Source organism: Aggregatibacter aphrophilus ATCC 33389 (assembly GCF_900636915.1).
GTDB lineage: Bacteria > Pseudomonadota > Gammaproteobacteria > Enterobacterales > Pasteurellaceae > Aggregatibacter > Aggregatibacter aphrophilus.
In genome coordinates, this window is record NZ_LR134327.1 from 1,752,659 (window position 1) to 1,778,612 (window position 25,954).

17 protein-coding genes are annotated in these 25,954 nt (G+C 41.8%); 13 read left to right on the top strand and 4 right to left on the bottom strand.

All coding sequences use genetic code 11. The features are described from left to right. The first annotated feature begins 11 nt into the window (after positions 1-11). Complete coding sequence (gene moeB, locus EL144_RS08480) at positions 12-743, top strand: molybdopterin-synthase adenylyltransferase MoeB (RefSeq protein ID WP_005703301.1); 732 nt, start codon at positions 12-14, stop codon at positions 741-743. A gap of 361 nt (positions 744-1,104) precedes the next feature. Here moeB and malM read toward each other — a convergent pair whose 3' ends face one another. From malM to malK, 4 genes are all read right to left on the bottom strand, one after another. Beyond that, a complete protein-coding gene (gene malM, locus EL144_RS08485) occupies positions 1,105-1,998 on the bottom strand; it encodes a maltose operon protein MalM (RefSeq protein WP_005703303.1) in 894 nt (297 codons plus the stop codon). A gap of 90 nt (positions 1,999-2,088) precedes the next feature. After that, complete coding sequence (locus EL144_RS08490; protein WP_005703304.1) at positions 2,089-3,372, bottom strand: maltoporin; 1,284 nt, start codon at positions 3,370-3,372, stop codon at positions 2,089-2,091. 34 nt (positions 3,373-3,406) lie between these two features. After that, on the bottom strand, positions 3,407-4,717 hold the full coding sequence (locus EL144_RS08495) for an alpha-amylase family glycosyl hydrolase (RefSeq protein WP_005703305.1): 1,311 nt from the start codon (positions 4,715-4,717) through the stop codon (positions 3,407-3,409). Between the two features lie 10 nt (positions 4,718-4,727). After that, the gene (malK, locus tag EL144_RS08500) at positions 4,728-5,846 is read right to left on the bottom strand and encodes a maltose/maltodextrin ABC transporter ATP-binding protein MalK (RefSeq protein WP_005703306.1); all 1,119 of its coding nucleotides are present in this window, start codon (positions 5,844-5,846) and stop codon (positions 4,728-4,730) included. Between the two features lie 368 nt (positions 5,847-6,214). Here malK and malE (EL144_RS08505) point away from each other — a divergent pair, with 368 nt between their 5' ends. The 12 genes from malE (EL144_RS08505) to EL144_RS08565 all read left to right on the top strand — a co-directional run bounded on the left by malE (EL144_RS08505) (position 6,215) and on the right by EL144_RS08565 (position 25,719). Further along, positions 6,215-7,420 carry a maltose/maltodextrin ABC transporter substrate-binding protein MalE gene (gene malE, locus EL144_RS08505; protein ID WP_005703307.1) on the top strand — a complete coding sequence of 402 codons (1,206 nt, stop codon included), beginning with the start codon at positions 6,215-6,217 and terminating at the stop codon, positions 7,418-7,420. Between the two features lie 18 nt (positions 7,421-7,438). Next, positions 7,439-8,629, top strand: a complete 1,191-nt coding sequence (gene malE / locus EL144_RS08510) for a maltose/maltodextrin ABC transporter substrate-binding protein MalE (RefSeq protein ID WP_005703309.1) — start codon at positions 7,439-7,441, stop codon at positions 8,627-8,629. Between the two features lie 106 nt (positions 8,630-8,735). After that, entirely contained in the window at positions 8,736-10,283 is a 1,548-nt protein-coding gene (malF, locus tag EL144_RS08515) for a maltose ABC transporter permease MalF (RefSeq protein ID WP_005703311.1), read from the top strand. 15 nt (positions 10,284-10,298) lie between these two features. Next, the gene (gene malG, locus EL144_RS08520; protein ID WP_005703312.1) at positions 10,299-11,189 is read left to right on the top strand and encodes a maltose ABC transporter permease MalG; all 891 of its coding nucleotides are present in this window, start codon (positions 10,299-10,301) and stop codon (positions 11,187-11,189) included. Positions 11,190-11,365: 176 nt separating this feature from the next. Next, entirely contained in the window at positions 11,366-13,417 is a 2,052-nt protein-coding gene (locus EL144_RS08525) for an alpha-amylase (RefSeq protein ID WP_005703313.1), read from the top strand. Positions 13,418-13,568: 151 nt separating this feature from the next. Then, positions 13,569-14,957: a DUF4123 domain-containing protein gene (locus EL144_RS08530; RefSeq protein ID WP_065336496.1), complete on the top strand. Its 1,389-nt coding sequence runs from the start codon at positions 13,569-13,571 to the stop codon at positions 14,955-14,957. Then, entirely contained in the window at positions 14,947-17,931 is a 2,985-nt protein-coding gene (locus tag EL144_RS08535; protein ID WP_005704920.1) for a toxin VasX, read from the top strand. Before EL144_RS08530 ends, EL144_RS08535 begins: the two co-directional genes overlap by 11 nt. Positions 17,932-17,939: 8 nt before the next feature. After that, complete coding sequence (locus tag EL144_RS08540) at positions 17,940-18,977, top strand: hypothetical protein (RefSeq protein ID WP_005704921.1); 1,038 nt, start codon at positions 17,940-17,942, stop codon at positions 18,975-18,977. A gap of 93 nt (positions 18,978-19,070) precedes the next feature. Further along, a complete protein-coding gene (locus EL144_RS08545) occupies positions 19,071-20,117 on the top strand; it encodes a hypothetical protein (RefSeq protein ID WP_032995413.1) in 1,047 nt (348 codons plus the stop codon). A 150-nt stretch (positions 20,118-20,267) separates the two neighbouring features. Beyond that, a complete protein-coding gene (locus EL144_RS08550; RefSeq protein WP_065336497.1) occupies positions 20,268-21,641 on the top strand; it encodes a DUF4123 domain-containing protein in 1,374 nt (457 codons plus the stop codon). Between the two features lie 18 nt (positions 21,642-21,659). Then, entirely contained in the window at positions 21,660-24,728 is a 3,069-nt protein-coding gene (locus tag EL144_RS11405; protein ID WP_005704196.1) for a toxin VasX, read from the top strand. Positions 24,729-24,735: 7 nt separating this feature from the next. Further along, on the top strand, positions 24,736-25,719 hold the full coding sequence (locus tag EL144_RS08565) for an HMG-box domain-containing protein (RefSeq protein WP_005704195.1): 984 nt from the start codon (positions 24,736-24,738) through the stop codon (positions 25,717-25,719). The last annotated feature ends 235 nt before the right edge of the window (positions 25,720-25,954 follow it).

The following is a 25,954-nucleotide window of genomic DNA, read 5'->3' on the forward strand; positions in this document are numbered from 1 at the left end:
TTGAGTTTGTTATGGAATTAACTCATCAAGAAGAATTGCGCTACAACCGCCAAATCGTGTTGAAAGACATTGATTTTGACGGACAAGAAACGTTAAAAAGTAGCAAAATGCTGATTGTCGGTCTCGGCGGATTAGGTTGTGCCGCCGGCCAATATTTAGCCGTTGCCGGTGTGGGACATTTAACCTTACTGGATTTCGACACCGTGGATTTATCTAATTTGCAACGCCAAGTATTGCATGACGACAGCCGCCTTGGTATGCCCAAAGTAGAATCGGCGAAGCTCTCCCTGCAACGTCTGAACCCGCACATTCAGGTGGACACTCTCCATCAATTATTGGATGAACAGCAACTTCACGACTTGGTTGGTAAATTTGATGTGGTGTTGGATTGTACCGATAACGTCAGCACACGCAATCAATTAGACACGGCTTGCGCCGCCCATAAAATTCCGCTGGTTTCCGGCGCGGCTATTCGTATGGAAGGACAGGTTTCCGTTTTCACTTATGAAGACAATACGCCGACCTATCATACCCTCAGCCGTTTATTTGGCGACAACGCTTTAAGTTGCGTAGAAGCCGGTGTATTGGCACCGATTGTCGGGTTAGTTGGCTCTATTCAAGCCTTAGAAGCCATCAAAGTGCGGTTAAAAATCGGCAAGAATTTATGCGGCAAATTGTTGTTGATTGATGGAATGACGATGTCAATAAGGGAAGTGAAGTTACCTGTAAACACCCGCGTATAATCATAACTAAGCCAAATGATCGCACGCGTCCCCTGACGCGTGCTGTTTTACAATCGATTATCCAACTCAAAATAAATGACGAAGCACGTCTCGGGAGACGTACATTAGCGTTAAATTAATTATTCTTCCGAAATTATGTGGTAGTTGCACAAGCTGAAATTACGGTCACTGAGCTCGTCGAAGTGTAAGTAATTTCAGCTTCCCGGTACACAAAACTAATGCTTCGACAAGCTCAGCAAGCGTTTTGTACATTTGCTACATAATACCGTTTTTTGTCACCGCACTTTTTCTGTAGCGCTATATTCCAACCACAAAAAAAAGCCACCGAATATCGGTGGCAAATTATGAAAAGACTAGTTAGTTATTTAGATGAAACCTGTTTTAAGAAGGTTTGACGCGGAGAAGTTAAACCAAGTTTTTCCGCTTCATTGACTAAATTCATGGCCTTGTTTACATCATTAGCTTTTAGCGCTTTGGTAACGGCCTGATTAAAATAAGCTTCTGTGTCTTGATCCACCGGTGTGTTCACTGCCTTAGGCGCTGGTGCTGCGGTAGCTTTCACCGGAGCTGCTGCCTGTCCAACAGGTTGTGCGGCTTTTTCGGATGTAAAGACTTTCGTTGGAATGCCGATAAAACGCGTGCCGTTTGAATTTGTCACGTTAATTTGAATTTCGCCGTTCAAGCTGTGTTTAACCTCAATATCATTTAACGCAGGCGGCTGATGACCAGTGCCTTTAGCATAGGTTTTTGCCGGGTGTGGCACCATGGTTGTTTTGGCTAAATCTTGTTGAGTCGTATAAATCAACAAATAAATATAATCCTGACTGGCTGCCGGCGTGAGATTTAACTCTGCAGAGAAACGATTCGGTGCCATTCCACGTTCTTCATGGAATTTAAACTCGGAAGAAGGATAAACCGCCGCTACATTAAAACTGCTGTCCAAAACCACCGCACTTGGTACAAATACACTTTTATTTTCGATAGGACTAATGATTTCCACTTCTAACGTACCTTGGTTCGCAGGAATGCGATATGCCGCAACCGGACTTTCCACACCGGCAAATGACGCAGTAAAGGCTTGTTTTTGCTGTTCGGATAATGTTGTTTTGACTTTTTCGGAAAATGGCACATCCTGCCATTGAACATGAGAAAGTTGGTTCGGGTTAATATGGATAGGCGTGTCAGCCCAGCTTGAAGAACTCACAGCCATATTCGCCAATAAAAGTGCGGTCAAAAATTTCATTGTTTTTTTCATATTAACCTCAGAAAAAATGATTTTATAAAACGGATTGAAAACAGGAAGTTGTGCTATCCGCTATTGGCAGATAGCACATTACTCTGGTGATTACCACCAAGCCTCAAATTGAACACCTGCGATAAATTCGCCGTCTTTCGCTTTGTAACCTAAGTTTGTGCGATTTTCAGTGTTGAATTTATCGTTCCAGTGAGCGTAAGTACCGAATACACGGATTGCCGGACGCGCCCAGATGCTGTTACCAGCTTGCCATTGTTGCGCAATAGTCACTTTAGTCAAGTCATTTTTCTTGCCTGTAGCTTGGTCTTTCACGCGGTCATAGCCAAGTTCCATTAAAGTACTCATGGTATTTGTCCATTTATACATTGGACGCACACCGGCAGAATACCAAGTGTTACCTTGTTTGTTATCTAAATCGGTTTTTTGATAAATCAAGGCGTACATCATTTCAACTTTGTCGCTAAATTGAACAACACCTTGATCAATTACACGAAGCATATGACCACGGTTATTCACTAAAGAGCCTTGTGCATGACCTGAATTCCACCCCTTAGATGCCATAGAGTCTTTAGCATATTGCACGGTAAGTTTATTGAAACCACCGAAGAATTCGCCTTGAGTATGTTCAATAGTGAACATGTGACCGTTTTTGGTCGCGTCATCATTCATAAAACGGGAATCATCTTTTTTATGCGCATTCGCATAATCAAAACCAAATTCCAATTTACCGTTTTTACTGACTTGTACTTCAGCTAAACGAACATCAAATACATCGTTATAGACATCTTTCTTCTTGTCTCGATCATTTACCCAATCTTTTTTGCCGTGATCATAATAATAAGCAAATGCACCACCCTCTTCTGTATTTCGAGTTGCCGCAACAGAGAGTTTACCAAAGCCTAAATCAATGTTTTCAACCCCTGCTCCCGGACCGGAAATATCCCAGTAGTAGAAGTCGTTCATGTGGATATCATGGCGTTGGTAGAAACGTTTACCTGCCCACAATGTAGCGCCCGGTAAGCTGTCGGCAAAGTTTTCAAATTTCACGTTTAATTCACGCACGGCTGGGCTGGTTTCAACCCAATCGCCTTTATGTAAATTACCACCATAGGCAATTAAGCTGTCGAAATAGAAACGTTTGTCACCTTCTTTCCACAATTCTTGACCGAAACCTAATTCTGCATAAGTATCAGATTCGTTACCCAAACGGTATTTGGCCGGTGCGCCGTTAGCGGAAAATGCGGTTAATTCGCCACCGCCGGATGTCCAACCGATACCGGAACGTGCATAACCGTGGAAATCCACCGCACTTGCACTGGTTGCAAATAATGCCCCACTAATGGCAACTGTCAAAAGTGTTTTTTGAATTTTCATAAGAGACCTCTCTTCTTAGGTTAAGAAAATTACGTTATTTTGTTTGGGATAATATTAAATAGTCCCAAGCACCTAGTTTAATATCGGCAGAATCTGCTAGTGTGTAATCCTGCCGTTGAAACCAATCCCGATACTGCCCTGCGATGTCACCACATTGAAGAGTAACATTCACGGCTTTGTCACTGAAATTAATCACTGCCACCATGCGGTGCCCTTCACTTTCACGATAAAAAGACAGCACCTTTTCGCCATTATTGTTAATTCGCACCATCACACCGCCATCTCTGCCGTTACGCAAAGCAAGATTCTGATGTTTTAAAGCAAACAATGCACGATATAACTCGGCATGAGGATGCGCACGCCATTCGATCGGATCACGATCGTAGAATTTTAACGAACGAGCTAAACCGACTTCTTGACCGTTATAAATTAACGGCATACCGTTTACTACTACCGTTAATACAATAGTTGCTGGTAACGCTGCACCAAAATTTAAGTACGGATTACCTTCCCATGCGTTTTTATCATGGTTGTCAGTGAACGTCATTCGATAGGCATCGCGCGGAAACGTTTTAACATCATGCGCCATATATTCGACTAACGCATTGAAACCTTTACCGTTTGCAACGGCAATTAATTTATCCCAAAGCGACCAATCGTAAGTCATATCAAAAGCATGGCGGTGTAAATCGCGACTTTCCCATTCTGCAAGCATGAAAACCGGTTTAATTTCATCTAATTCACGGCGCACATTATTCCAAAAATCGACCGGTACAAAGCCTGCTACATCGCAACGGAAACCATCAATATCGGTTGTTTTTACCCAATATTTCATGGCATTGGTCATATACTGACGTAAATCTGGTTGGTTAAAATCAAATTCAATAATATCATCCCAGTCATACCAAGGAGTGGGTTGAAAATCACCGTGTTTATTCTTGGTGTACCATTCTGGATGACTGAGGGTTAATGGATTGTCCCACGCACTGTGGTTAGCCACCCAATCTAAAATCACATACATGCCTAAATGATGGATTTCTGCCACGAGAGCTTTAAAATCCTCCATGCTGCCGAATTCAGGGTTCACTGCATAGTAATCTTGTACGGAATATGGACTGCCTAAACTGCCTTTACGATTTTTCACTCCGATAGGATGAATCGGCATAAGCCACAAAATATCCACGCCAAGTTCTTTTAATCGTGGTAAGTGAGCTTTAAAAGCGTTGATCGTTCCTTCCGGAGTAAACTGGCGTAAATTAACTTGATAAATGACCGCACTTTCTGCCCACGCTGGGTGTTGCAATTCCACATAAGGTTGCGGTTGATATTGTGCGAGAGCAGTCATACGAACCTTCCTAAACGCCGGTTTCTCTAAATAATCGTCTGCAGGCGGTACCGTCTTCTTTAAATAAATGACAGCGTTCCGGCACAATGCCGATGTCCATCACATCGCCCTCTTTCACCAATACCACATCATTTTGGCGATAAATTAAAGTTGGTTGTTTGATTTCTGGAATTTCCAAATGGATCTGAGTTTCATTACCCAACAATTCCACTACCTGCACGGTACCTTTTAGGGTAACTTCCGCATGATGGGAAGGAATTAAATGTTCCGGACGAATGCCCAGTGAAAGGTTGTCACTGACTTTTACACCACTGCCATCTACAGGGATCCAGAATTTATGGTGATTCGCATCCGGCAATTCGATTTGTACCCGTTCTTTTTCCACCGCCGTCACTTTCACCGGCAAGAAATTCATTTTTGGTGAACCGATAAAACCGGCAACAAAACGGTTTTGTGGGTAATGATAAAGTTCTAACGGTTTCCCTACTTGAGCAATACCGCCGGCATTTAACACCACGATCTTATCTGCCAACGTCATGGCTTCAATTTGGTCATGGGTAACATAAATCATGGTACGGTTGAGACGCTTGTGTAATTTGGAAATCTCCACCCGCATTTGTACACGCAAGGCGGCATCAAGGTTGGAAAGCGGTTCGTCTAATAAAAACACTTCAGGTTGAGAAACCAAAGTTCGACCAATAGCCACACGTTGACGCTGTCCGCCTGACAACGCTTTTGGTTTACGTTCTAACAAATGGGCAAGTTGTAAAATTTCTGCGACTTGATTTACTCGCTGATCGCGTTCAGCTTTGCTTGCGCCTGCCAGTTTTAAACCAAAAGACATATTCTCTGCCACATCCAAATGCGGATATAACGCGTAAGATTGGAACACCATGCCAATACCGCGTTTGGCCGGTGGTACGTCATTCATTAATTTATCGCCAATATAAAGTTCGCCGGCGGTAATGTCTTCAAGACCGGCTATCATGCGCAATAAGGTAGATTTACCACAGCCGGAAGGCCCGACAAAAACCACAAACTCCCCTTCTTCAATTTCCAAATTGATGTCTTTAGAGATATGTACATTGCCGTAAGATTTACAGATATTACGTAGCGATACATTTGCCATGATAAGAACCTCTTAAATTGTCATTACGTCTGCTCGACGATGTTGCTGCCTATCATTGCCTAGCCCTTAATTGAAAAAATCCTCCTTTCATTATTTTTTTAGGGATTAGAACTGACAGACCATTTTTTAACCAAAAATTTTATTCCTCCCGAAAAACCTGTTTTTTTTGTGATCTCGATCTCATTTTTGCACTTAATTTTTGTGATTCAGATCGCATTTTTACTAAAAATGTTACCTTGATCACAGTGTTATTCGGAGGGCGTAGTCAGGGGGATGATAACAAACCGATGCATTTATACATAATTCAGGTTATTAAATGAAAGTGGGTTCTGTTACTTGTTATTTCGTGATTCATCATCGGAGGATATATGCAAATTAGCGCTAAACATTGTTTTAAGCCGCTTGTTCTAAGCATCGCATTGACTGCCTTATTAAGCACATCTGCCCTTGCGAAACTGGAAGAAGGCAAGTTGATGGTCTGGGGTGGAGGTAAAGGACACCCTGTCATCGCAGAAATCGGTAAAAAATTTGAAAAAGACACAGGCGTACCGGTGAAAGTGGAAAATCCCGGTAAATTGGAAGAAGACTACGCTCAACAAGCCGCTAATGGTGCTGGTCCTGACATTATCATTTATGCACACGATCGTTTCGGCAGCTATGCTAAAGCCGGCTTACTGGCAGAATTAACCCCAAGTCAAGCATTTAAAGACAAATTTGCCAAATTTACATGGGATGCCGAAACCTACGAAGGCAAAATCGTCGGCTACCCAATGGCCATTGAATCCCTCTCCCTGATTTACAACAAAGATTTAATTAAAACACCACCAAAAACCTGGGAAGAAATCCCCGCGTTAGACAAAGAATTAATGAAAAAAGGCAAACACGCCATTACGTGGAATTTATCAGAGCCATATTTTAACTGGCCATTAATTGCTGCTGCGGGTGGTTATGCCTTTAAATTTAAAGACGGCAAATATGACATAAATGATATTGGCGTGAATAATGAAGGGTCACAAAAAGGCTTACAATTCTTAGTTGATTTTGTCAAAAATAAACATATCGCTGCAGACATGGATCGACAAATTGCCGAAACTCAATTTGCCAAAGGCGATGTTGCCATGATCATTAACGGCCCTTGGGCTTGGGCGAATTTAGACAAGACCAATATAAATTACGGTGTGTCCGTGTTGCCAACATTTGATGGTAAGCCATCTAAACCTTTTGTCGGCATCGTCAGCATTGGCATTAATGCCGCCAGCCCAAATAAAGATCTCGCAGTGGAATTTATCGAGAATTATCTGCTTACGGAAGAAAGTCTCGCGCTTATCAATAAAACCAATACGTTGGGTGCGATTCCCTTAAATGCTTTGCAAGAAAAACTTGCCTCGGATCCTCGTGTTGCTGCAGCAATGACCAATGCGGCAAACGGTGAAATCATGCCGAATATTCCGCAAATGACGGCATTTTGGTATGCAGAAAATTCTGCTATTAAAAACGCGGTAACCGGTCGCCAAACCGTAAAACAAGCTCTGGACGAAGCAGCTCAACGTATTCGTTCCGGAATCAGTAAATAACCAATAAGGACTTACAACATGAAAAACAAACTCGTTAAATTTACCTTAACCGCCGTTGCCGGCTTAGTCATGTCTTCCGCCGTAATGGCAAAAATGACCGAAGGAAAACTCGTTATTTGGATCAATGGCGACAAAGGTTATAACGGCTTGGCCGAAGTAGGTAAAAAATTTGAAAAAGAAACCGGTGTCTCCGTGTTAGTCGAACACCCGGACAGACTGGAAGAAAAATTTACTCAAGTGGCATCTACCGGTGACGGTCCGGACATTATTTTATGGGCTCACGACCGTTTCGGCGGTTATGCTCAAGCCGGTTTATTAGCTGAGCTTTCTCCAAGCAAAGAATTCAAAGATAAATTCGTTGATTTCGCATGGGATGCGGAAAACTACAACGGTAAAATCATCGGCTATCCGGTGGCTATTGAATCTCTTTCTTTAATTTATAACAAAGACTTACTCCCTACTCCGCCAAAATCTTGGGAAGAAATCGTTGAATTAGATAAAAAATTCAAAACCGAAAAGAAAAACGCCATCATGTGGAACCTCGCCGAACCTTACTTTACTTGGCCGGTGGTTGCCTCTAACGGCGGCTATGTATTTAAATTTGCCGACGGCAAATACAATACAAACGACATTGGCGTAAATAATGAAGGGTCACAAAAAGGCCTGCAATTTGTCGTTGATATGGTGAAAAACAAAGTGATTAACGCCGATATGGATTACGCCATTGCAGAAGCCTCCTTTAATAAAGGCGAAACCGCGTTAACCATTAATGGTCCGTGGTCTTGGGGCAATATTGAGAAAAGCAAAATCAACTATGGCGTTGCGGTGTTGCCAACCTTAAACGGCAAACCTTCCAAAGCATTCGTTGGGGTGTTAAGTGCAGGAATCAACTCAGCCAGTCCGAATAAAGATTTAGCGGTTGAGTTTATTGAAAATTACCTATTAACCGATGATGGCTTAGAACAAGTCAATAAAGACAAACCATTGGGCGCGGTAGCATTAAAATCTTACCAAGATAAATTGGCGAAAGATCCACGCATTGCCGCCACAATGGAAAATGCGAAAAACGGTGAAATCATGCCGAATATTCCGCAAATTGTCGCTTTCTGGTATGCAGAAAAAAGTGCTATCAGCAATGCGGTAAGCGGTCGTCAAACCGTGAAACAAGCCTTGGATGACGCTCGCGTTCGAATCCAAAAACAACAATAATCCTATTTATGGGTGGCTCCGGCCACCCTTTATCCCTAAAAGTGCGGTGAAAAAATAAAATGTTTTTTCACGCCGACGGTTAGTTATTAATTTTTCGAGGTGTTTTATGCAACCATCCCCGACTCAAGCGAAATCACCATCGCCGCAATGGATGAAATATCTATTGGCAGGTGCCGTGTTGCTAATTGATCTGTATTTAGTAATGTTAATGTATTCGCAAGGAGAGTATTTATTCGCTATTTTAACCTTAGTAATACTAACCTCCGGCGTGTATATCTTCAGCAATAAAAAAACCTATGCCTGGCGTTATGTTTATCCCGGCATTACCGGCATGATCATTTTCATTCTGTTTCCATTGGTTGCCACCATTGCCATTGCGTTCACCAATTACAGCGGCACCAACCAACTTGCTTTTGAGCGGGCGGTTTCCGTATTAACGGATCAACGTTACTTTTCCGGCGATAAATACGACTTTAAACTTTATCCGCAAGCCGATGGCAACTATAAATTGGCGTTACACAATAAAACGACCAATCAAGATTTCTTATCTGAAGACATTAAATTAAGCGATGCGCAAATTACCGTCACCGAGCAACCAGAGCCACAAGGTGAAGCTGCACCGCTTAAAGTGATTACGCAAAATCGTAACGCACTGCAATCCATGCGTGTGACGCTTCCAAGCGGCAATGAATTGACCATGAGTTCACTGCGTCAATTTTCCGAGCAAAAACCACGCTACACGTTCAACAGTGAAACTAATCTCTTAACCAACAATGAAAACGGAAAAATCTACAAAGCCAACAACGATATTGGCTTTTTCCAAGCGGTGAATGAAACCGGTGAATGGTTGAGTGAAACATTGGAACCCGGTTTCACCGTGACTGTCGGTTGGCAAAACTTCATTAAAATCTTCACTGATGCGGGTATTCAAAAACCGTTTGTACAAATCTTTATTTGGACTGTGGTGTTCTCCCTCTTAACCGTTGCCTTCACCGTGATCCTCGGCATGGTGTTAGCCTGTGTGGTGCAATGGGAAGCCTTAAAAGGCAAAGGTGTTTATCGTTTATTACTCATTTTACCTTACGCCGTACCGTCCTTTATTTCCATTTTGATTTTCAAAGGGTTGTTCAACCAGAGTTTTGGTGAAATTAATATGATTCTGAATCAATTATTCGGCATCAGCCCGGAATGGTTTAATGATCCGTTCTTGGCCAAAACCATGATTCTCATCGTAAATACTTGGTTGGGCTATCCGTATATGATGATTTTATGCATGGGCTTATTGAAAGCGATTCCGTCAGACTTATACGAAGCCTCTGCAATGGATGGAGCCTCCACATGGCAAAACTTCAGCAAAATCACCTTCCCGTTGCTGTTAAAACCGTTAACCCCGTTAATGATTGCGTCCTTTGCCTTTAACTTTAACAACTTCGTATTGATTCAATTATTAACCAACGGCCGCCCGGACATGATCGGCACCACTACGCCGGCGGGTTACACCGACTTGTTAGTAAGCTATACCTACCGTATCGCCTTTGAAGGCAGCGGCACACAAGACTTTGGTTTGGCCGCCGCCATTGCCACCATCATTTTCCTCTTGGTCGGCGGATTGGCACTACTCAACATCAAAGCAACCAAAATGAAACTGGATTAATTGGGAGAATAAATTATGGCTATCGTACAATCTAAATCCGTTCGCTACCGTTTATTGGTAACGCATATTCTTCTGATCGCATTCATTTGCTTGATTGTTTTTCCGTTGTTAATGGTTATCGGCATATCCCTGCGTCCGGGTAACTTGGCATTAGGTGATTTAATTCCAAAACAAATTTCCTGGGAACACTGGCAAGCCGCTCTCGGTTTTGATGTAGTACATGCAGATGGCTCCGTCACACCGCCACCCTTCCCGGTATTACTTTGGTTGTGGAACTCCATTAAAGTGGCAACCATCACTTCCATCGGCATTGTGACGCTTTCCACCACCTGTGCCTACGCCTTTGCGCGGATGAAATTCAAAGGCAAAAAAACATTGTTACAGGGCATGTTAATTTTCCAAATGTTCCCTGCCGTACTTTCTTTAGTTGCCTTGTATGCCTTATTTGATCGTCTTGGACAATACATTCCATTCTTAGGGCTTAACACCCACGGCGGCGTCATTTTCGCTTATTTAGGTGGTATTGCATTACACGTTTGGACTATCAAAGGTTATTTTGAAACTATTGACGGTTCTTTGGAAGAAGCCGCCTCATTGGACGGTGCAACCCCATGGCAAGCCTTCCGCTTGATTTTATTACCGCTTTCCGTACCGATTTTGGCAGTGGTTTTCATTCTGTCCTTTATCGCCGCGATTACCGAAGTGCCTGTTGCCTCATTGTTATTACGCGATGTGAACAGCTACACCTTAGCGGTCGGCATGCAACAATATCTCTATCCACAAAACTACTTATGGGGCGACTTCGCTGCAGCTGCCGTGCTTTCTGCCATCCCAATCACCGTCGTATTCTTACTGGCACAACGTTGGTTAATCGGCGGCTTAACAGCCGGTGGTGTGAAGGGGTAAAAAATAACCTCGTGGAAATCCTCAGACCTAGGGTAACAAGTTACCCTGGGTTAAGCATAAGGTTGTTCCCCTTTGGAAAACTTAGCACAGCCCCAATGGGGCTAAACTCTGCGTAATCGAGGATAATAAATCACACCCTCGGCAATGTCAGACATCACGACACCAGGAGACGTCCCATGCAAAAATCCCTACTTTATCTTTCCCTATTCTGCGCCACTCACGCGATGGCAACATGGCAACACCCGCAATTTAATACGCTGTCCGATAGTACCGAAAAGCAACTCTTCCAAGGACAGGCAACATTAGATAAAGGTACTTACCCTTTGCAATTTCAAACGGATAATCAATGTTTCCAACCGCAAAGTGCCGTCAAACTGAATCAAACGGTTTTTCTGGAACCTTGTCATGGTGACGCTCCTCAGTTACGCATTTTCCGCAACGGCAATTATCTCGCTCAAATCGACACGCGCAGCGGCACACCGACATTACGCATTAGCATAGAACAACAACCCGAATCGGAAGCCGTGGCAAAAACCTGTCCGAAATGGGATAAAAAACCATTGGAAATTGACGTCAGCCAAACTTTTTCTGATGGTGATACCGTGCGCGATGCCTACTCAGGCAAAAGCGCAGTGGTAAAAAATGGTAAAGTCACATTCACACCGGATCCCCTTGCCGGTGGTTTGCTTTTATTGGAAAAAAGTGCGGTTAAAAAACCAAGCGTTTTTAACTGGAAGAATGCGACCGTCTATTTTGTATTAACCGATCGCTTTTATAACGGTAACCCGAAAAATGATAACAGCTATGGACGTCACAAAGACGGCATGCAAGAAATCGGTACATTCCACGGCGGAGATTTGCAAGGCTTAACGAAAAAATTGGATTATCTGCAACAGCTAGGAATCAACGTGTTGTGGATAAGCTCCCCGTTAGAACAAATGCACGGCTGGGTCGGTGGCGGTGAAAAAGGTGATTTTCCGCATTACGGATACCACGGCTACTATCACCAAGATTGGACGAAAATAGATCAAAACATGGGGTCGGAAGAGGATCTTAAAACGCTAATCGATCAGGCGCATAAACGCGGCATAAAAGTGATTTTTGATGTCGTTATGAATCATACGGGCTATGCCACCCTCGCCGACATGCAAGAATTTGGGTTTGGCTCGCTTTATCTAAAACCGGAAGAAATTAACGCCGTCCTCGGTGAAAAATGGACAAATTGGACACCTAAACAAGGTCAAAACTGGCACAGTTTTAACGATTATATTAACTTCGGTGACAAAACAGGTTGGACAACATGGTGGGGAAAAGATTGGGTGCGTTCCGACATCGGCGATTACGACAGTCCGAAATTTGACGACCTGAAAATGTCCCTTGCTTCCCTACCCGATTTAAAAACCGAAAGCGAAAGTGCGGTCGATTTACCACCTATTTTTCAACACAAACAAACCAACGCCAAGCCATTACCAAATGCCAAAGTGCGTGATTATTTAATCGGCTGGCTATCCGATTGGGTGCGTAAATATGGCGTGGACGGTTTCCGCGTGGACACCGCCAAACATGTAGAAAAATCAACTTGGCTACAATTAAAACAATCTGCACAAGCTGCATTGCGCCAATGGCAAGAAAAACACCCGCAAGAAACTCAGGGCGACGACTTTTGGATGACCGGTGAAGCATGGGGACACGGCGTATTAAAAAGCGATTATTATCAAAATGGCTTTGACGCCATGATCAATTTTGATTTTCAAGATCAAGCGAAGAACGCTCTCAACTGTTTTGCCCAAATGGATGAGGTGTATCAAGACATGAATAGCAAGTTGAGCGATTTCAATGTGCTCAGTTATCTTTCCTCCCATGACACACGATTGTTTTTCCACTCTGACAGCGAAAACAATGTCGCCAAACAAAAAACTGCCGCTAACTTATTGCTACTCGCTCCGGGCGCCGTGCAAATTTACTATGGCGATGAAAGCGGTCGTGCCTTCGGCCCGACAGGTTCCGACCCAATGCAAGGCACCCGCTCTGACATGAATTGGCAGGAACTTACCAACAATGCCGAAAAACAAGCGCTTCTCATCCACTGGCAAAAACTTGCCCACTTCCGCCAAGAACACTCTGCCATCGGCGCAGGTAAACAAACCACCGCGAAAACGGAGAAATACTACGCCTTTAGCCGTGAATTGGATAACGATAAGGTGATGGTAATTTGGGCGGGAGAATAAGGTTGTTGGTATAAAGTGCGGTTAAAAATTTATTTGTTTTTTTAACCGCACTTTTCTATTAAATTTCCATCTTAAAATTTGAACTCCTCTGCAGTTATTGCTATGATTTCGCGCAATATTTTCACTTTTTTACCAATTAACAAAAAACATTATGTCCACCTCTCTTTGGATTTCTACCGCCTATCTACAACAGCCCCCTAGTTCTGACCAATTCGTCGCGCTACTGGCTTTTGCCGATAGCCGAGAAACATTTGAACAACTTGTCAAAACGACCTTTAACACGCAAAAGGCACATTATTGTTACCAACTGGCGCCCTTAAAGGCTGAAGTCTTTTTTCAACGGCATGGACAAATATGGCTGGCATATCAGGCTAATGGATTAAAAGAAGGCGAAGTACGAGTCGTCGAATTGGTTGGGGAGAAACCCAAGGAACACTTTGCTACTGAGACTAATTACTTACTTTGTCATCAAATCAACCATGTGAAATTGCTGGATAGGCAGTTTGGTCGTCATCCGAAAGTCTTTGCACCTGATGAGATTTTCAAACTGCTCTTCCCTAACACGCCGATTCCGCCCGATATAACTCAACCGAGTTGGTCAGAAAATTGGCAGGAACCGACTTTTCTCATGCCGGTTTTAGATGAAAAAACGTTGGAAAAAGACACCGCACTTTTTGGCGAGCCGCTGCCCGAATTAAAATGTTATTTCATCTTAGATGCCAATAAGCATAAATATTTAGCACCTGAGAATTTTCATTGCCGTATTGAAAGCCTGTTTCAAGGGGAATTCGCTGAAATCACCAAAGACATCGCACCTTATTTGGTAGAAGTGATTCCTTATCCTGATTACAGCTCAGAAAGCGAATTAATGGGCTTGTTTAGTGATGAAGGTGCAATGACTAGATTCAATTGGCATGAAGAACTGGGCGTCTTTATTCATTCCCGTTATGATTTCGACACCGTGTTACGTCATCTTCGCCACTTTCCTGTGATGAAAGACGAAAACGGCAAGTGGTTCTTCTTCCGTTTTTATGACCCGAAAGTGTTACGCAATTATTTAGAGGTCATTGCCACCAGCCCGGAAAAACTCAATAAATTTTTCGGCTATGAAAAGCGCATTATTCATGCTTTTGCCTCAGGCATTGGCGATAGTTTTCATTATTACCAACTTAAAGCCTTACCGGAAGACACCCGAAACATCCCGATTCTTCTAACGGAATTTGAGGTGAATGGATTTAAAGATAAAAAATGGTTGGAAACGAGAGAAAAAATGGTTGGGTATATTTTTAAAACTTATCCGCACGTTTATTCCCCTCAGGAGCAAGAACAATTAATTAACAATTTGGATGAAGCAAGAAACAAAAACTATATTTACGAAACAGCAATCGTACAATATGCCGTCGCAAAACAAAGTGCGGTGAAAAATGGACGAGATTTTGCAGCACTTGAAAAACAATTAGAACAAAAGTTCTCGGCACCCTTAGCCCGTGCAATACAATTATTTAATCTCTTAAATTTGGAACAAGAAAATGGCAAATAACGAACAAGATTATGAACCACAAGCAAAACCTGCCGATGAAGTAACCAAACCGTGTCAAGAAGGCATTCGAGTTTATCCCACAAGATTCGCCCTGACCGATAAGGCATTTGAAAACATAAAAAGTAAAGGGGAAATGCCACCACTTCCGAAGAACGCGTCAGGCGACGAAAATTATGATGCCCGTCGTTTACGTGATGGTTATGTGTATATTTTAGCAGTGAATGCCGAAGTTAAAGGATGTTTCGAAATTAGCGCAGAAGCGGCCAATGGTCAGGCTTGGTATATTTACCGCTATCGTTCAAAAGATGTGGATTTTAACCAAGGAAACCAAGCGTTCGGAATAAACTACTCCTTTAGTCTATTTAATGATTACGAAGCCGGTTATATAAACAAAGTCATTTTACCAACGCCTTATATTGAGCTTAATAAAGCCATTGAAAGTGCATATATGATGTTTACCGATGTAGACCTACCCATGAATTTGCTAAGAAAAATAGAAACCGATCCCTTAGTGAGAAATCATTGGATGCGCAATGTTCAGCTAAAAAATCCGCAAGGCTACTCAATTAATATGGCCACTTTACAGCAAACGGTTAAAGACTTTTCGCCACAAACCAAAATGATGACTGACCAGGCGTTAACCTCAAATGCCTATCGCTTTACCCCGATAGGTAAACCGACGGGCTGGGAAGAGATAAAAGATCAACTCATGCATAGCCAAAACGGTGTGATTGTCGCTCTAGAAGACCCTGTAGGAACAACAAGAGATTTGTCAGGATATCATTTATATCTAACGGCAGAGCGAGATAACGTATTGGCGAAATATGAATATGCTATTTCGACCGCCCGCATTCTTGATGCTCACGCACTACATAAATATAAAGAAGAGGTCAAGTCTGCTCGGGATAGCCTTGAAATGTCGAATGCAGAATTGCGCGACCAGGGTTTACGGACCATTGAACCGGCCCCCATCAAATTCTCCCAACTATATCAAAAGGTCTTTTCTGATTATATTGACTCGGAGCATTTAAAAGCTAATGGCGACGCCGATGTACTGAATGTGTTAAAAGCGGAATTACAATTGGAAGATGATCTGCCGGGAGTAAATGCTATTAATAAAATGGCCTATATCCCAACTCGTTTTGGTACATTCTTTAAGAATGTTGCAAATGCTCATAGCGCTTTTATTGCAACACACAGCAATAAACTCAGTGCGCTATATGATTTGTATGACGGTAATCCAGAAGACGTTGAGGCGGCAAATGCATGGTGCTGTTATATGCATGGTTTTCTGCATGGATTGGATATTTCACCTTACGGACGTAACGCCTTAATTGCTGCTTTACCGATTGAAGATGCGGACGCATATAAAGCCCCACCTTATGCACAGCAAGCCACACCGGCGGTGGAGTCTCTGAAAAAATATTTATCGGATTTCACCAAAGCCTTAGGCGCGCTTGAAAAAGTAGCGAAGACAGGCTATTTCAACATGGCAACCTATGATTTAGTCATTGAACTGGTAATTGATAAAATCTATGTGCGTTATGCGAGTAGTAGCCATAAGGGTTATGTTGGAAAACTATTTAGTGTGCCACAAACCATTAGGTCAACATATCAAGCCAAATTAAGCACCAAAGAGATTGAGAAAATCCTACCGACACATCGAAGCCAAGCCGCGGTACCTAAGCATGTAAAAAGGCTACAAGAGAACATTCGCTCGCTGAAAGTAGAGTATGCACCAAGACAATATGGTTTATTTCAAATCACGGAAGGATTGGCAGGATTAAATAAAGCCTTGAGTGCTTCCGTTGTGTTGGGCTTCTTTGTACCAAACAAAGCGGAAACAGAATTAGGAAAACTGGGTAGTGATCCGTTTTTAGCCTCTATGCAAGTGATTGCCGGAATGTATGCACCGAAAGGGGGTTTAGAACAACACACTTCCCAAGCATTAACGGAACTTGAACAGTTAACCTCTCGCAAGAATCTGCAACAAAGCAAATGGATAAGTTATTTTGAACAAAAAGGTGCCGGTTCGGCACTGGCCCGTATTCGAAATGCGATTATCAATGTTAATACGGGATTGGCCGGGGTCGGTGCGATGTTTGAAATTTTCAACTGGGTGGAAGCCAATTATAAAAGCGATGAAGTGGGCAAAACCGCAGCCTTATTAAGCATGGGAGGCGGATTAGCCATTGAAGGCGCAATCGGCTCGTTAGGTATGTTGGCGGGTTCATCCTTGTCTGCCGGCACACTGACGTTACTCACCGGCCTATCCTATGCCACCTTAGGCATTGGGATTGTGCTGATTACCATTGCAATTATTTATAACTATTTTGCCCTGGAAGATATTGAATTGTGGGCTGAGAATGGTTTTTGGGGTAAGAGTCCTAAGTATTGGGGAGGACCTAATCAAGAGAAAGCTTACGAGTGGCTTGAGGATCGATCTGAATCTTTTAAAGATCAAGTAATCAGTAGTCAATTTAATTATACAGATGCTCAGTTATATATTACTGACTCAGTAAAATTCTATCGCATTGAAATGCAACGCTACTTAAAATCTGTCGCAGAGGTGATCGTATCATTGGATAGCTCCAATCCGCGCAAAATACTGGTGAGTTACCCGGGTATTTACACTGCCCAGGATGCTAAAGCCATTCGTATTGATAGAATGGAAGGTTATGCCAAAAATGTGAAAAAGGTCTATCCGAGTTACGAAGATTGGCGATTAAGCATTGAGAAAGAAAAACTTCATACGACAACAGAATTTGAGCAGGAAGGCGTAGCCGGTATAACCATTCATGATGAACGGTTGCCTTATATGAATATCACCACCTATTCGGAAGATGTGGATGAGGGAACTATTTCTTATGAAAACTTACTCGCCCTCAGTGTGCAAGTCAGCGTACCGAATTATCAAGGCAATAAATACCGTAAGAAATCGAAACTCACTAAACTGGTATTGAAAAAGCATTAGGAGGAAACATGGCAGAACAACAAAACAAAGACTGGCTAGATAAACTCGGGGAGTTTTTCAGTAAGATTTTCATTAATCCAGATAAAGATATTGCCTACTCCATTCGTAAACGTGGCAACGATGAAATTGAAATTCGAGATTCGATTTTTGATGGGTATGTCCGTGGATTTATTCGCTTTATTCTATTTGCCGGGTTTTTAATTGTTGGATTTGGTGGGGGAAATAGCTTAAATAAACCATTTGCATCTCAAATAGAATCTATTAGGTATGATTTCACATGGGCATTTAATCCCGATGAAAGAATAATGCCGTTATATCAACAGCATATAAAAATAAGAACATCTGATGAATTTAAAAAGAGCTTTCCAAACGATAATATTCTTCCTTATGAAGAATATAAGCAATTATATTTAGAAAAAAGGCCATATAGAACTATAAAAGCTTATTTTCATTTTATTTGGCCAATTGTTTTACTATTTTTTATTTTCCTCCCCCGCCCACGTGGTTTTCGTGTCAACCGTAAAAAGCGGGTGATTTATTGGCAAACCATCTTCGGTAGCCATGCTATTGCTTTCGTACCGGAACAAGGCGACCCGCTAGGCGGAATCAATTACAGCCGTTTCGGCTTGTATGCGTTTGGTGGTCATGAGCGTTTTTCATTGCAACTCTGGATTGACGACTACCTTTCCAAACGTCGCGTCACTGCACTTTTTGGCGTATATCCAAGCCCAAGCTCGGAACATAACGCCCAAATCCTACGCGCTATTCGCACCTATCTTACGGAAGACAATCCAGAATTTTTAAACTATGTAGGCAGAGATTTTAAAAACTTCGGCTTAAAATTTAACATTGCGCTATGTAACGCTTTTGCATTACGTGTGCCATTTAGTCGTAAAAAAGCCGACCGAGCCATTGAACTGGCGCTTGCCGAATGGAATAAGAAAACCCCAAACCAAAAACAAGGCTGGTTCAACGAACGCCGCGCAACACAAAAACTCATAAATGAACGCCATCTGCGGGAAGAATTAAACAACGAAGTAAAATAACCAATTTAAAACAAAGTGCGGTAAAATTTTTCAATGTTTTTTAAAATATTTGGAAAATCAACCGCACTTTTATTTGAGATGAATAAAGAAAACATGGCAGAACAACAGGAAAACAAAGACTGGCTAGACAAACTCGGGGAGTTTTTCAGTAAGATTTTTATTAACCCAAACAAAGATATTGCCTACTCCATTCGTAAGCGTGGCGAAGATGAAATTGAAATTCGGGATTCCATTTTTGATGGGTATGCCCGAGGATTGATTCGGTTTATCTTATTTGCCGGATTTTTGATTATTGGATTTGGCGGGGGAAATAGCTTAAATGAACCTTTTAGCTCTCAAGTAAATGATTTTAAAAGGGATTATAAATGGATACAATCCCCTGATGAAATGATAATTCCAAACTATAAAGATTATGTTGAACTATATAAAAAAGGAGGAAAATTTGTTACCAGTACTCCATTTATGGAATATGAAGAATATAGAAAACCTTATTTAGATAGATGGAAAGAGGATAGAGTAGTATTTATTAAGCATTGCATTTTATTATCTGCTTTATTCATCTTAGTGGTCTTTGCCTTTTTCCTCCCTCGCCCACGTGGCTTCCGTGTCAACCGCAAAAAACGGGTGATTTATTGGCAAACTATCTTTGGTAGCCATGCCATCGCCTTTGTACCGGAACAAGGTGACCCGCTAGGCGGAATCAATTACAGCCGTTTCGGCTTATATGCGTTTGGCAGTCATGAGCGTTTTTCATTGCAAGTTTGGATTGACGATTACCTTTCCAAACGCCGCGTCACTGCCCTGTTCGGCGTATATCCAAGTCCAAGCTCAGAACATAACGCCCAAATCCTACGCGCCATTCGTGCCTATCTTACGGAAGATAATCCGGAATTTTTAAACTATGTAGGCAGAGATTTTAAAAACTTCGGCTTAAAATTTAACATTGCGCTGTGTAATGCCTTTGCACTGCGTGTACCATTTAGTCGTAAAAAAGCCGACCGAGCCATTGAACTGGCACTTACCGAATGGAATAAGAAAACCCCAAACCAAAAACAAGGTTGGTTCAACGAACGCCGAGCAACACAAAAACTCATCAATGAACGTCATCTGCGAGAAGAATTAGATAACGAAGTGAAGTAAATTAATCAGAGTAAAAGTGCGGTGGAAATTTTAGGTGTTTTTAAAAAACATCCTAAAAAATGACCGCACTTTTGTTTTGAACTTCTGACTGGTTATTGCTATGATTTCGCGCAATATTTTCACTTTTTTCACCAATTAACAAAAAACATTATGTCCACCTCCCTTTGGATTTCCACTGCCTATCTACAACAGTCCCCTAGTTCTGAGCAATTCGTCGCGCTATTGGCTTTTGCCGATAGCCGAGAAACATTTGAACAACTTGTCAAAACGACCTTTAGCACGCAAAAGGCACATTATTATTACCAACTGGCACCCTTAAAGGCTGAAGTCTTTTTTCAACGGCATGGACAAATATGGCTGGCATATCAAGCTAATGGGTTAAAAGAAGGTGAAGTACGAGTCGTCGAATTGGTTGGTGAGAAACCCAAGGAACAGTTTGCTACTGAGACCCATTACTTACTTTGCCATCAAATCAACAATGTGAAATTGCTGGATAGGCAGTTTGGTCGTCACCCGAAAGTCTTTGCACCTGATGAGATTTTCAAACTACTCTTCCCTAACACGCCGATTCCGCCCGATATAACTCAACCGAGTTGGTCAGAAAATTGGCAGGAACCGACTTTTCTCATGCCGGTTTTAGATGAAAAAACGTTGGAAAAAGACACCGCACTTTTTGGCGAGCCGCTGCCCGAATTAAAATGTTATTTCATCTTAGATGCCAATAAGCATAAATATTTAGCACCTGAGAATTTTCATTGCCGTATTGAAAGCCTGTTTCAAGGGGAATTCGCTGAAATCACCAAAGACATCGCACCTTATTTGGTAGAAGTGATTCCTTATCCTGATTACAGCTCAGAAAGCGAATTAATGGGCTTGTTTAGTGATGAAGAGGCAATGACTAGATTCAATTGGCATGAAGAACTGGGCGTCTTTATTCATTCCCGTTATGATTTCGACACCGTGTTACGTCATCTTCGCCACTTCCCTGTGATGAAAGACGAAAACGGCAAGTGGTTCTTCTTCCGTTTTTATGACCCGAAAGTGTTACGCAATTATTTAGAGGTCATTGCTACCAGCCCGGAAAAACTCAATAAATTTTTCGGCTATGAAAAGCGCATTATTCATGCTTTTGCCTCAGGCATTGGCGACAGTTTTCATTATTACCAACTTAAAGCCTTACCGGAAGACACCCGAAACATCCCGATTCTCCTAACGGAATTTGAGGTGAATGGATTTAAAGATAAAAAATGGTTGGAAACGAGAGAATACTTAATGGAGTATGCTTTACAGGAATATCCGCAGCTTTATTCGGAAGAAAACAAAAATGTGCTAATTAAGAATTTAGATGAAGGCTTTAATAAAGGCTATACTTACAAAATCGCGATATTGCAATATGCTGTTGCCAAGCAAAGTGCGGTCAAAAATGAAATAGATTTTATTAAACTGGAAAAACAAGTTACAAAAGAAAACGTTGCACCGTTAGATCGGGCAGCAAAATTATATTCATTATTAAATTTAAAATAATTTTTAGAGTAACGAATTATGACAGAGAAGAAAAAACTAGAAAAACCGGGAGCTGATGAGGCGGCACAAGTTGTTGCCCCTTGCCAAAAAGACATTCGACTTTACCCGGCAAGATTGACATTGACCGATAAGGCGTTTGAAAAAATCAGAACGGAAGGAACGGCTCCTGTTCTGCCAAAAGGCATACCAACAGGCGGTGATGATTATGATCTGCGCCGTTTGCGTGATGGATATATCTATATCTTGGCAGTGAATGCGGAGTCTGATTGTTTTTCCATCACCGGTGAAGCGGAAAATGGGCAAGCTTGGTATATTTATGATTATCGTAATAATGAGATTAATCAAGGATTCTCGCAAAAATATAAAGCTTATTTTTATGATCTGATAAATGAAACTAAAAAAGTATTTACACCAGAAGACGCCTCACAAAATGATTTTGATGAAGATAAAAACGAGCTTATTACCGAGGAACAAGTAGAACTAGCGGCAGTTACAGTACAAGGCGAAAAAAGCACATTTATTTTATCGGAATATATCTCATTGAATTCGGCAATATCAAATATCCATATCATGTATTCCGATTTTGAGTTGCCTTATAGTTTGCTAAAAGAAATTGAAAAATCACCGGATAGTAGAGCATCGTGGATGAGAGAAATTAATCTTCAGACACCATCGGGAGCTGCAACCGACCTTGAACAATTAACCGATGTAGTAGCAGATTTTTCGTTGAAAGATCTCGCCATGGAAAATCAAGTTTCCAATAGCTATCGCTATACGCCAATCGGTAGATTAAAAAATTGGCAAGATGTTTCTGAACGAATTACCTACGGCAACGGTGTTATTGTTGCACTGGAAGATCCTATCGGCACAATCCGTGATCTGGCGTGCTATCACGGCTATTTAGACGAACAACGGGAAAAAATATTAACTAAATATGAATACGCCATTAGAACGGCAAGTTTTATTCATTCCCATGCACAAGAGAAAATCTTGTACAATTTTAATCAACAAAAAGATATACATGGCGCGGTTAAGGGTGTCATTGATAATAAAAACCCTTGGTATACTGGCTTTGCCAAAGAGTGGGAGCAATTCCATAAAAAGCCGATGCAAGCTCCCGTCCCGCAGGTACTTACCTTAGCACAATCCTATAAAGAATATACCAAAGTCGCATCGATTCATTTGGCAAAAGATAGTCACAACGATATATTTTCATCGTTAAAACAAGAACTCAATCTAGAAGATATTCCGGGCGAAAATGCCATTCATAAAATGGCTAATCTTCCGGGATTGTACGGTGAGCATTTTAAATCTGTTGTAGAAACCCATATTAAATTAATTGATGAAAATCACGCTCGATTTGAAATATTAACCTCTCTTCTGGATAAAAAAGACACTTCTGCCGTTTATGCGGCAAATGCCTTTTATTTATATGCACACGGACTACTTTGGGGATTGGATATTTCGTCTTATGGTTTTAATGCGTCAACCGCAGCCTTGGGCAACGAAATGGGAGTGACCTATGAGGCTGCAGGGTTCCAAACAAGTAATGAATCGATTCAAATGCTACAAAACCTCGTTAAGTCGCTGAATAAATCCTTGGAAATGGTGACAACATTGGCAAAAAGCAGTGATTTCGCTATTGCCTCTTATGATTTGGTTGTAGAGGTACTCATCAGTAAACACAGTGCATTAGCGAATCCAAATAATGTTAAAAAAGTGGGACAAGGCACTCACTTTGTAAATTGGAAGCGGGTATATGAAGTCAATCCTGTCACCGGGCGGTATTCTCACACAGATAAATTTGTGGCGTCGCCTAACAGCATGAAAGGGGAAATTCTCAATGCTGTAAAAACCTCTCATTCTGTACCATCGGAATATGCCCATTTTCATGTGGGAAGCGGGTTAGTGAAATTGCAAATGTTAGAGGTGATTATCGGCTTTTTTAATACTCAAAAATACCGAACCGCAGAAGGACAGTTGGCTAATGACCCGTTCTTGGCTGCCGCACTCGCCTTGGGTGGCGCAAAATCCACACCGATTTTAGATAAATTTAAGGCGAAAGTGGATGAAAGCAAAAGCACGGTGAAAGCCAACCTCGTTAATTCGGGGAGCAAACCCCACCGGCAAAATCTCAAATTGATGAATTTTAAAATCCAATCCCTTTCGCAAATGTCCACTATCAGACAAATTGCAAGCCGACTCATCAGTGTGAATTCGGCATTGGTTTTCTTAAATTCACTGGTGGAATATGGCAACTGGTATGAAGCGCGTTATAAAAATGATGCGTTAGGGCAATATGGCGCGATGTTGCGCGGTTTTGGCGGGCTGGCTGCCGGTGCTTCGTATGGGGTGCTGGGCTTGTTGGCTGAAAACGCCCTTGCGGTGACCGGTGCCGCTGCCGTCGTGCCTGTTGTGTTATGGGTTGGCTTGGCGGCAGTAGTGCTTGGCACGATTATGGGGCTTTTATCGAAAGAGGATATGGACAGCTGGATGGAGAATAGTTTTTGGGGAGGAAGCCCTAATTATTGGGGCAATCCAATTAGGGGGTATGAGTGGGAATTTGAACGTAAAAAGTCATTTCGTGCACAATTTGATGAAAGTAAATTTCAGTATATTGAAACAACCCAAGCAGTAACTTTATCTCAGGAATCAACAAAAATATTTCATTATTATGAAATTGAACTACAACGTTATTTTGCTTTTAAAGAAACCATAAAACTCTCACAATACGATAATACACCGAATGCCATATTAGTTGAGCACCCCTCAATCAATAACAACGCTATGGCACAATCTATTCGAGTGGATAGCCGAATTACAGTAACAACTACTTATGTGTCTTATCTCTCCACCCAACAGCCGGAACGCATCGAATTTGTTGAAAATGGAAAAGCGGTAATCTATTTCCCAACCCCTTGGAAAGGCATCTCTTGGGCGATTACCGGCACCCGTAAAGAAAAAGCCCAAATGGAGACAATTGATCCGCGTTCGGTAAAAAATATTCGCCTGAAAGTGTATCTTGCCGATTACCAAGGCTCCGACGGCAAAATCAGTTCCGACTTAACCACCATTCCAATGAAGTGAGTGCAATATGAATCAAAATAAAGCATACAAAACCTTAAAATATTCCATCCGTCAATGCGGAGAAGACGAAATTGAGATTCGTAATTCTTTTTTTGATGGCTATCCTCGAGGATTTATTCGGCTCTTATTTATTGGTATTTTTTGCATGAGTTGGTATCAAAATGCCAAATATAAACAACCGCCTTTTTCCTATGAAATCGCGGCAATAAAAGAAGATATTATTTGGACTATTTATCCAGAAGAAAAAGTAAAACCGTTATATGAAGATTATTATAAATGGGTTACTAAACCAGAAACGAAAAATAATTATCCAAATGAAAAAATAGAAACATATGAAGAATATATGGATTACTACATTGAAAAGCACAAATGGAACAGAATTCGATTTTTCTTCCACCCAATCTGGATGGCATTCCTGCTATTTTTATTCTGTCTGCCGCGCCCGCGTGGAATCAGGGTCAACCGTAAAAAACAGATTATTTATGCACCGATTTTAAACGGGACCTACCGCATCGCCTTTGTACCGAAAGAAGGTGACCCGCTGGGCGGCGTAGTCTATTCCTGTTATGGACCACACCCTTTGGGCGGAGAAAGTTTATACTCTTTTGTGATGGCCATTCGGGAAGAAAAAAATATGCTTCCCTCCCGTCATTATTTAGGCGTGTATCCGTCGGTGACTTCCAAGCAGAGCATTGATATTTTAAACGCCATTCGGGCTTATCTCACAGAAGATAACCCTGAATTTTTAAAACACATCAAACCCCGTTTTAGCGTATGGCACTATATTGCCACCATCCCATTTTGCAACGCGTTCGCCCTTCCCGTACCGTTTAACCGCGCTAAAGCGGATAAAGCGATTGAAAGCGCACTGGCCGACTGGAACAAGAAAACCAACAACCAAAAACAAAAATGGTTTAAATCCATCGCCGAAGAACAAAAGCTGATTAACGAAGAACACTCGGCGGAAGGGTTGGACAATCAGACAAAATAAGTCGTTAAAGACAAAAGTGCGGTAAAATTTTTCAATGTTTTTTAAAATGTTTGCGAAATTATGTAGCAGTTGTACAAAGCTGAAATGACGGTCACTGAGCTTGTCGAAGTGTAAGTCATTTCAGCTTCTCCGATACACAAAACGAATGCTTCGACAAGCTCAGCAAGCGTTTTGTGCATTTGGAAAATCAACCGCACTTTTATTTTTTATGAATATTAGAATAGAAAGCATCCTG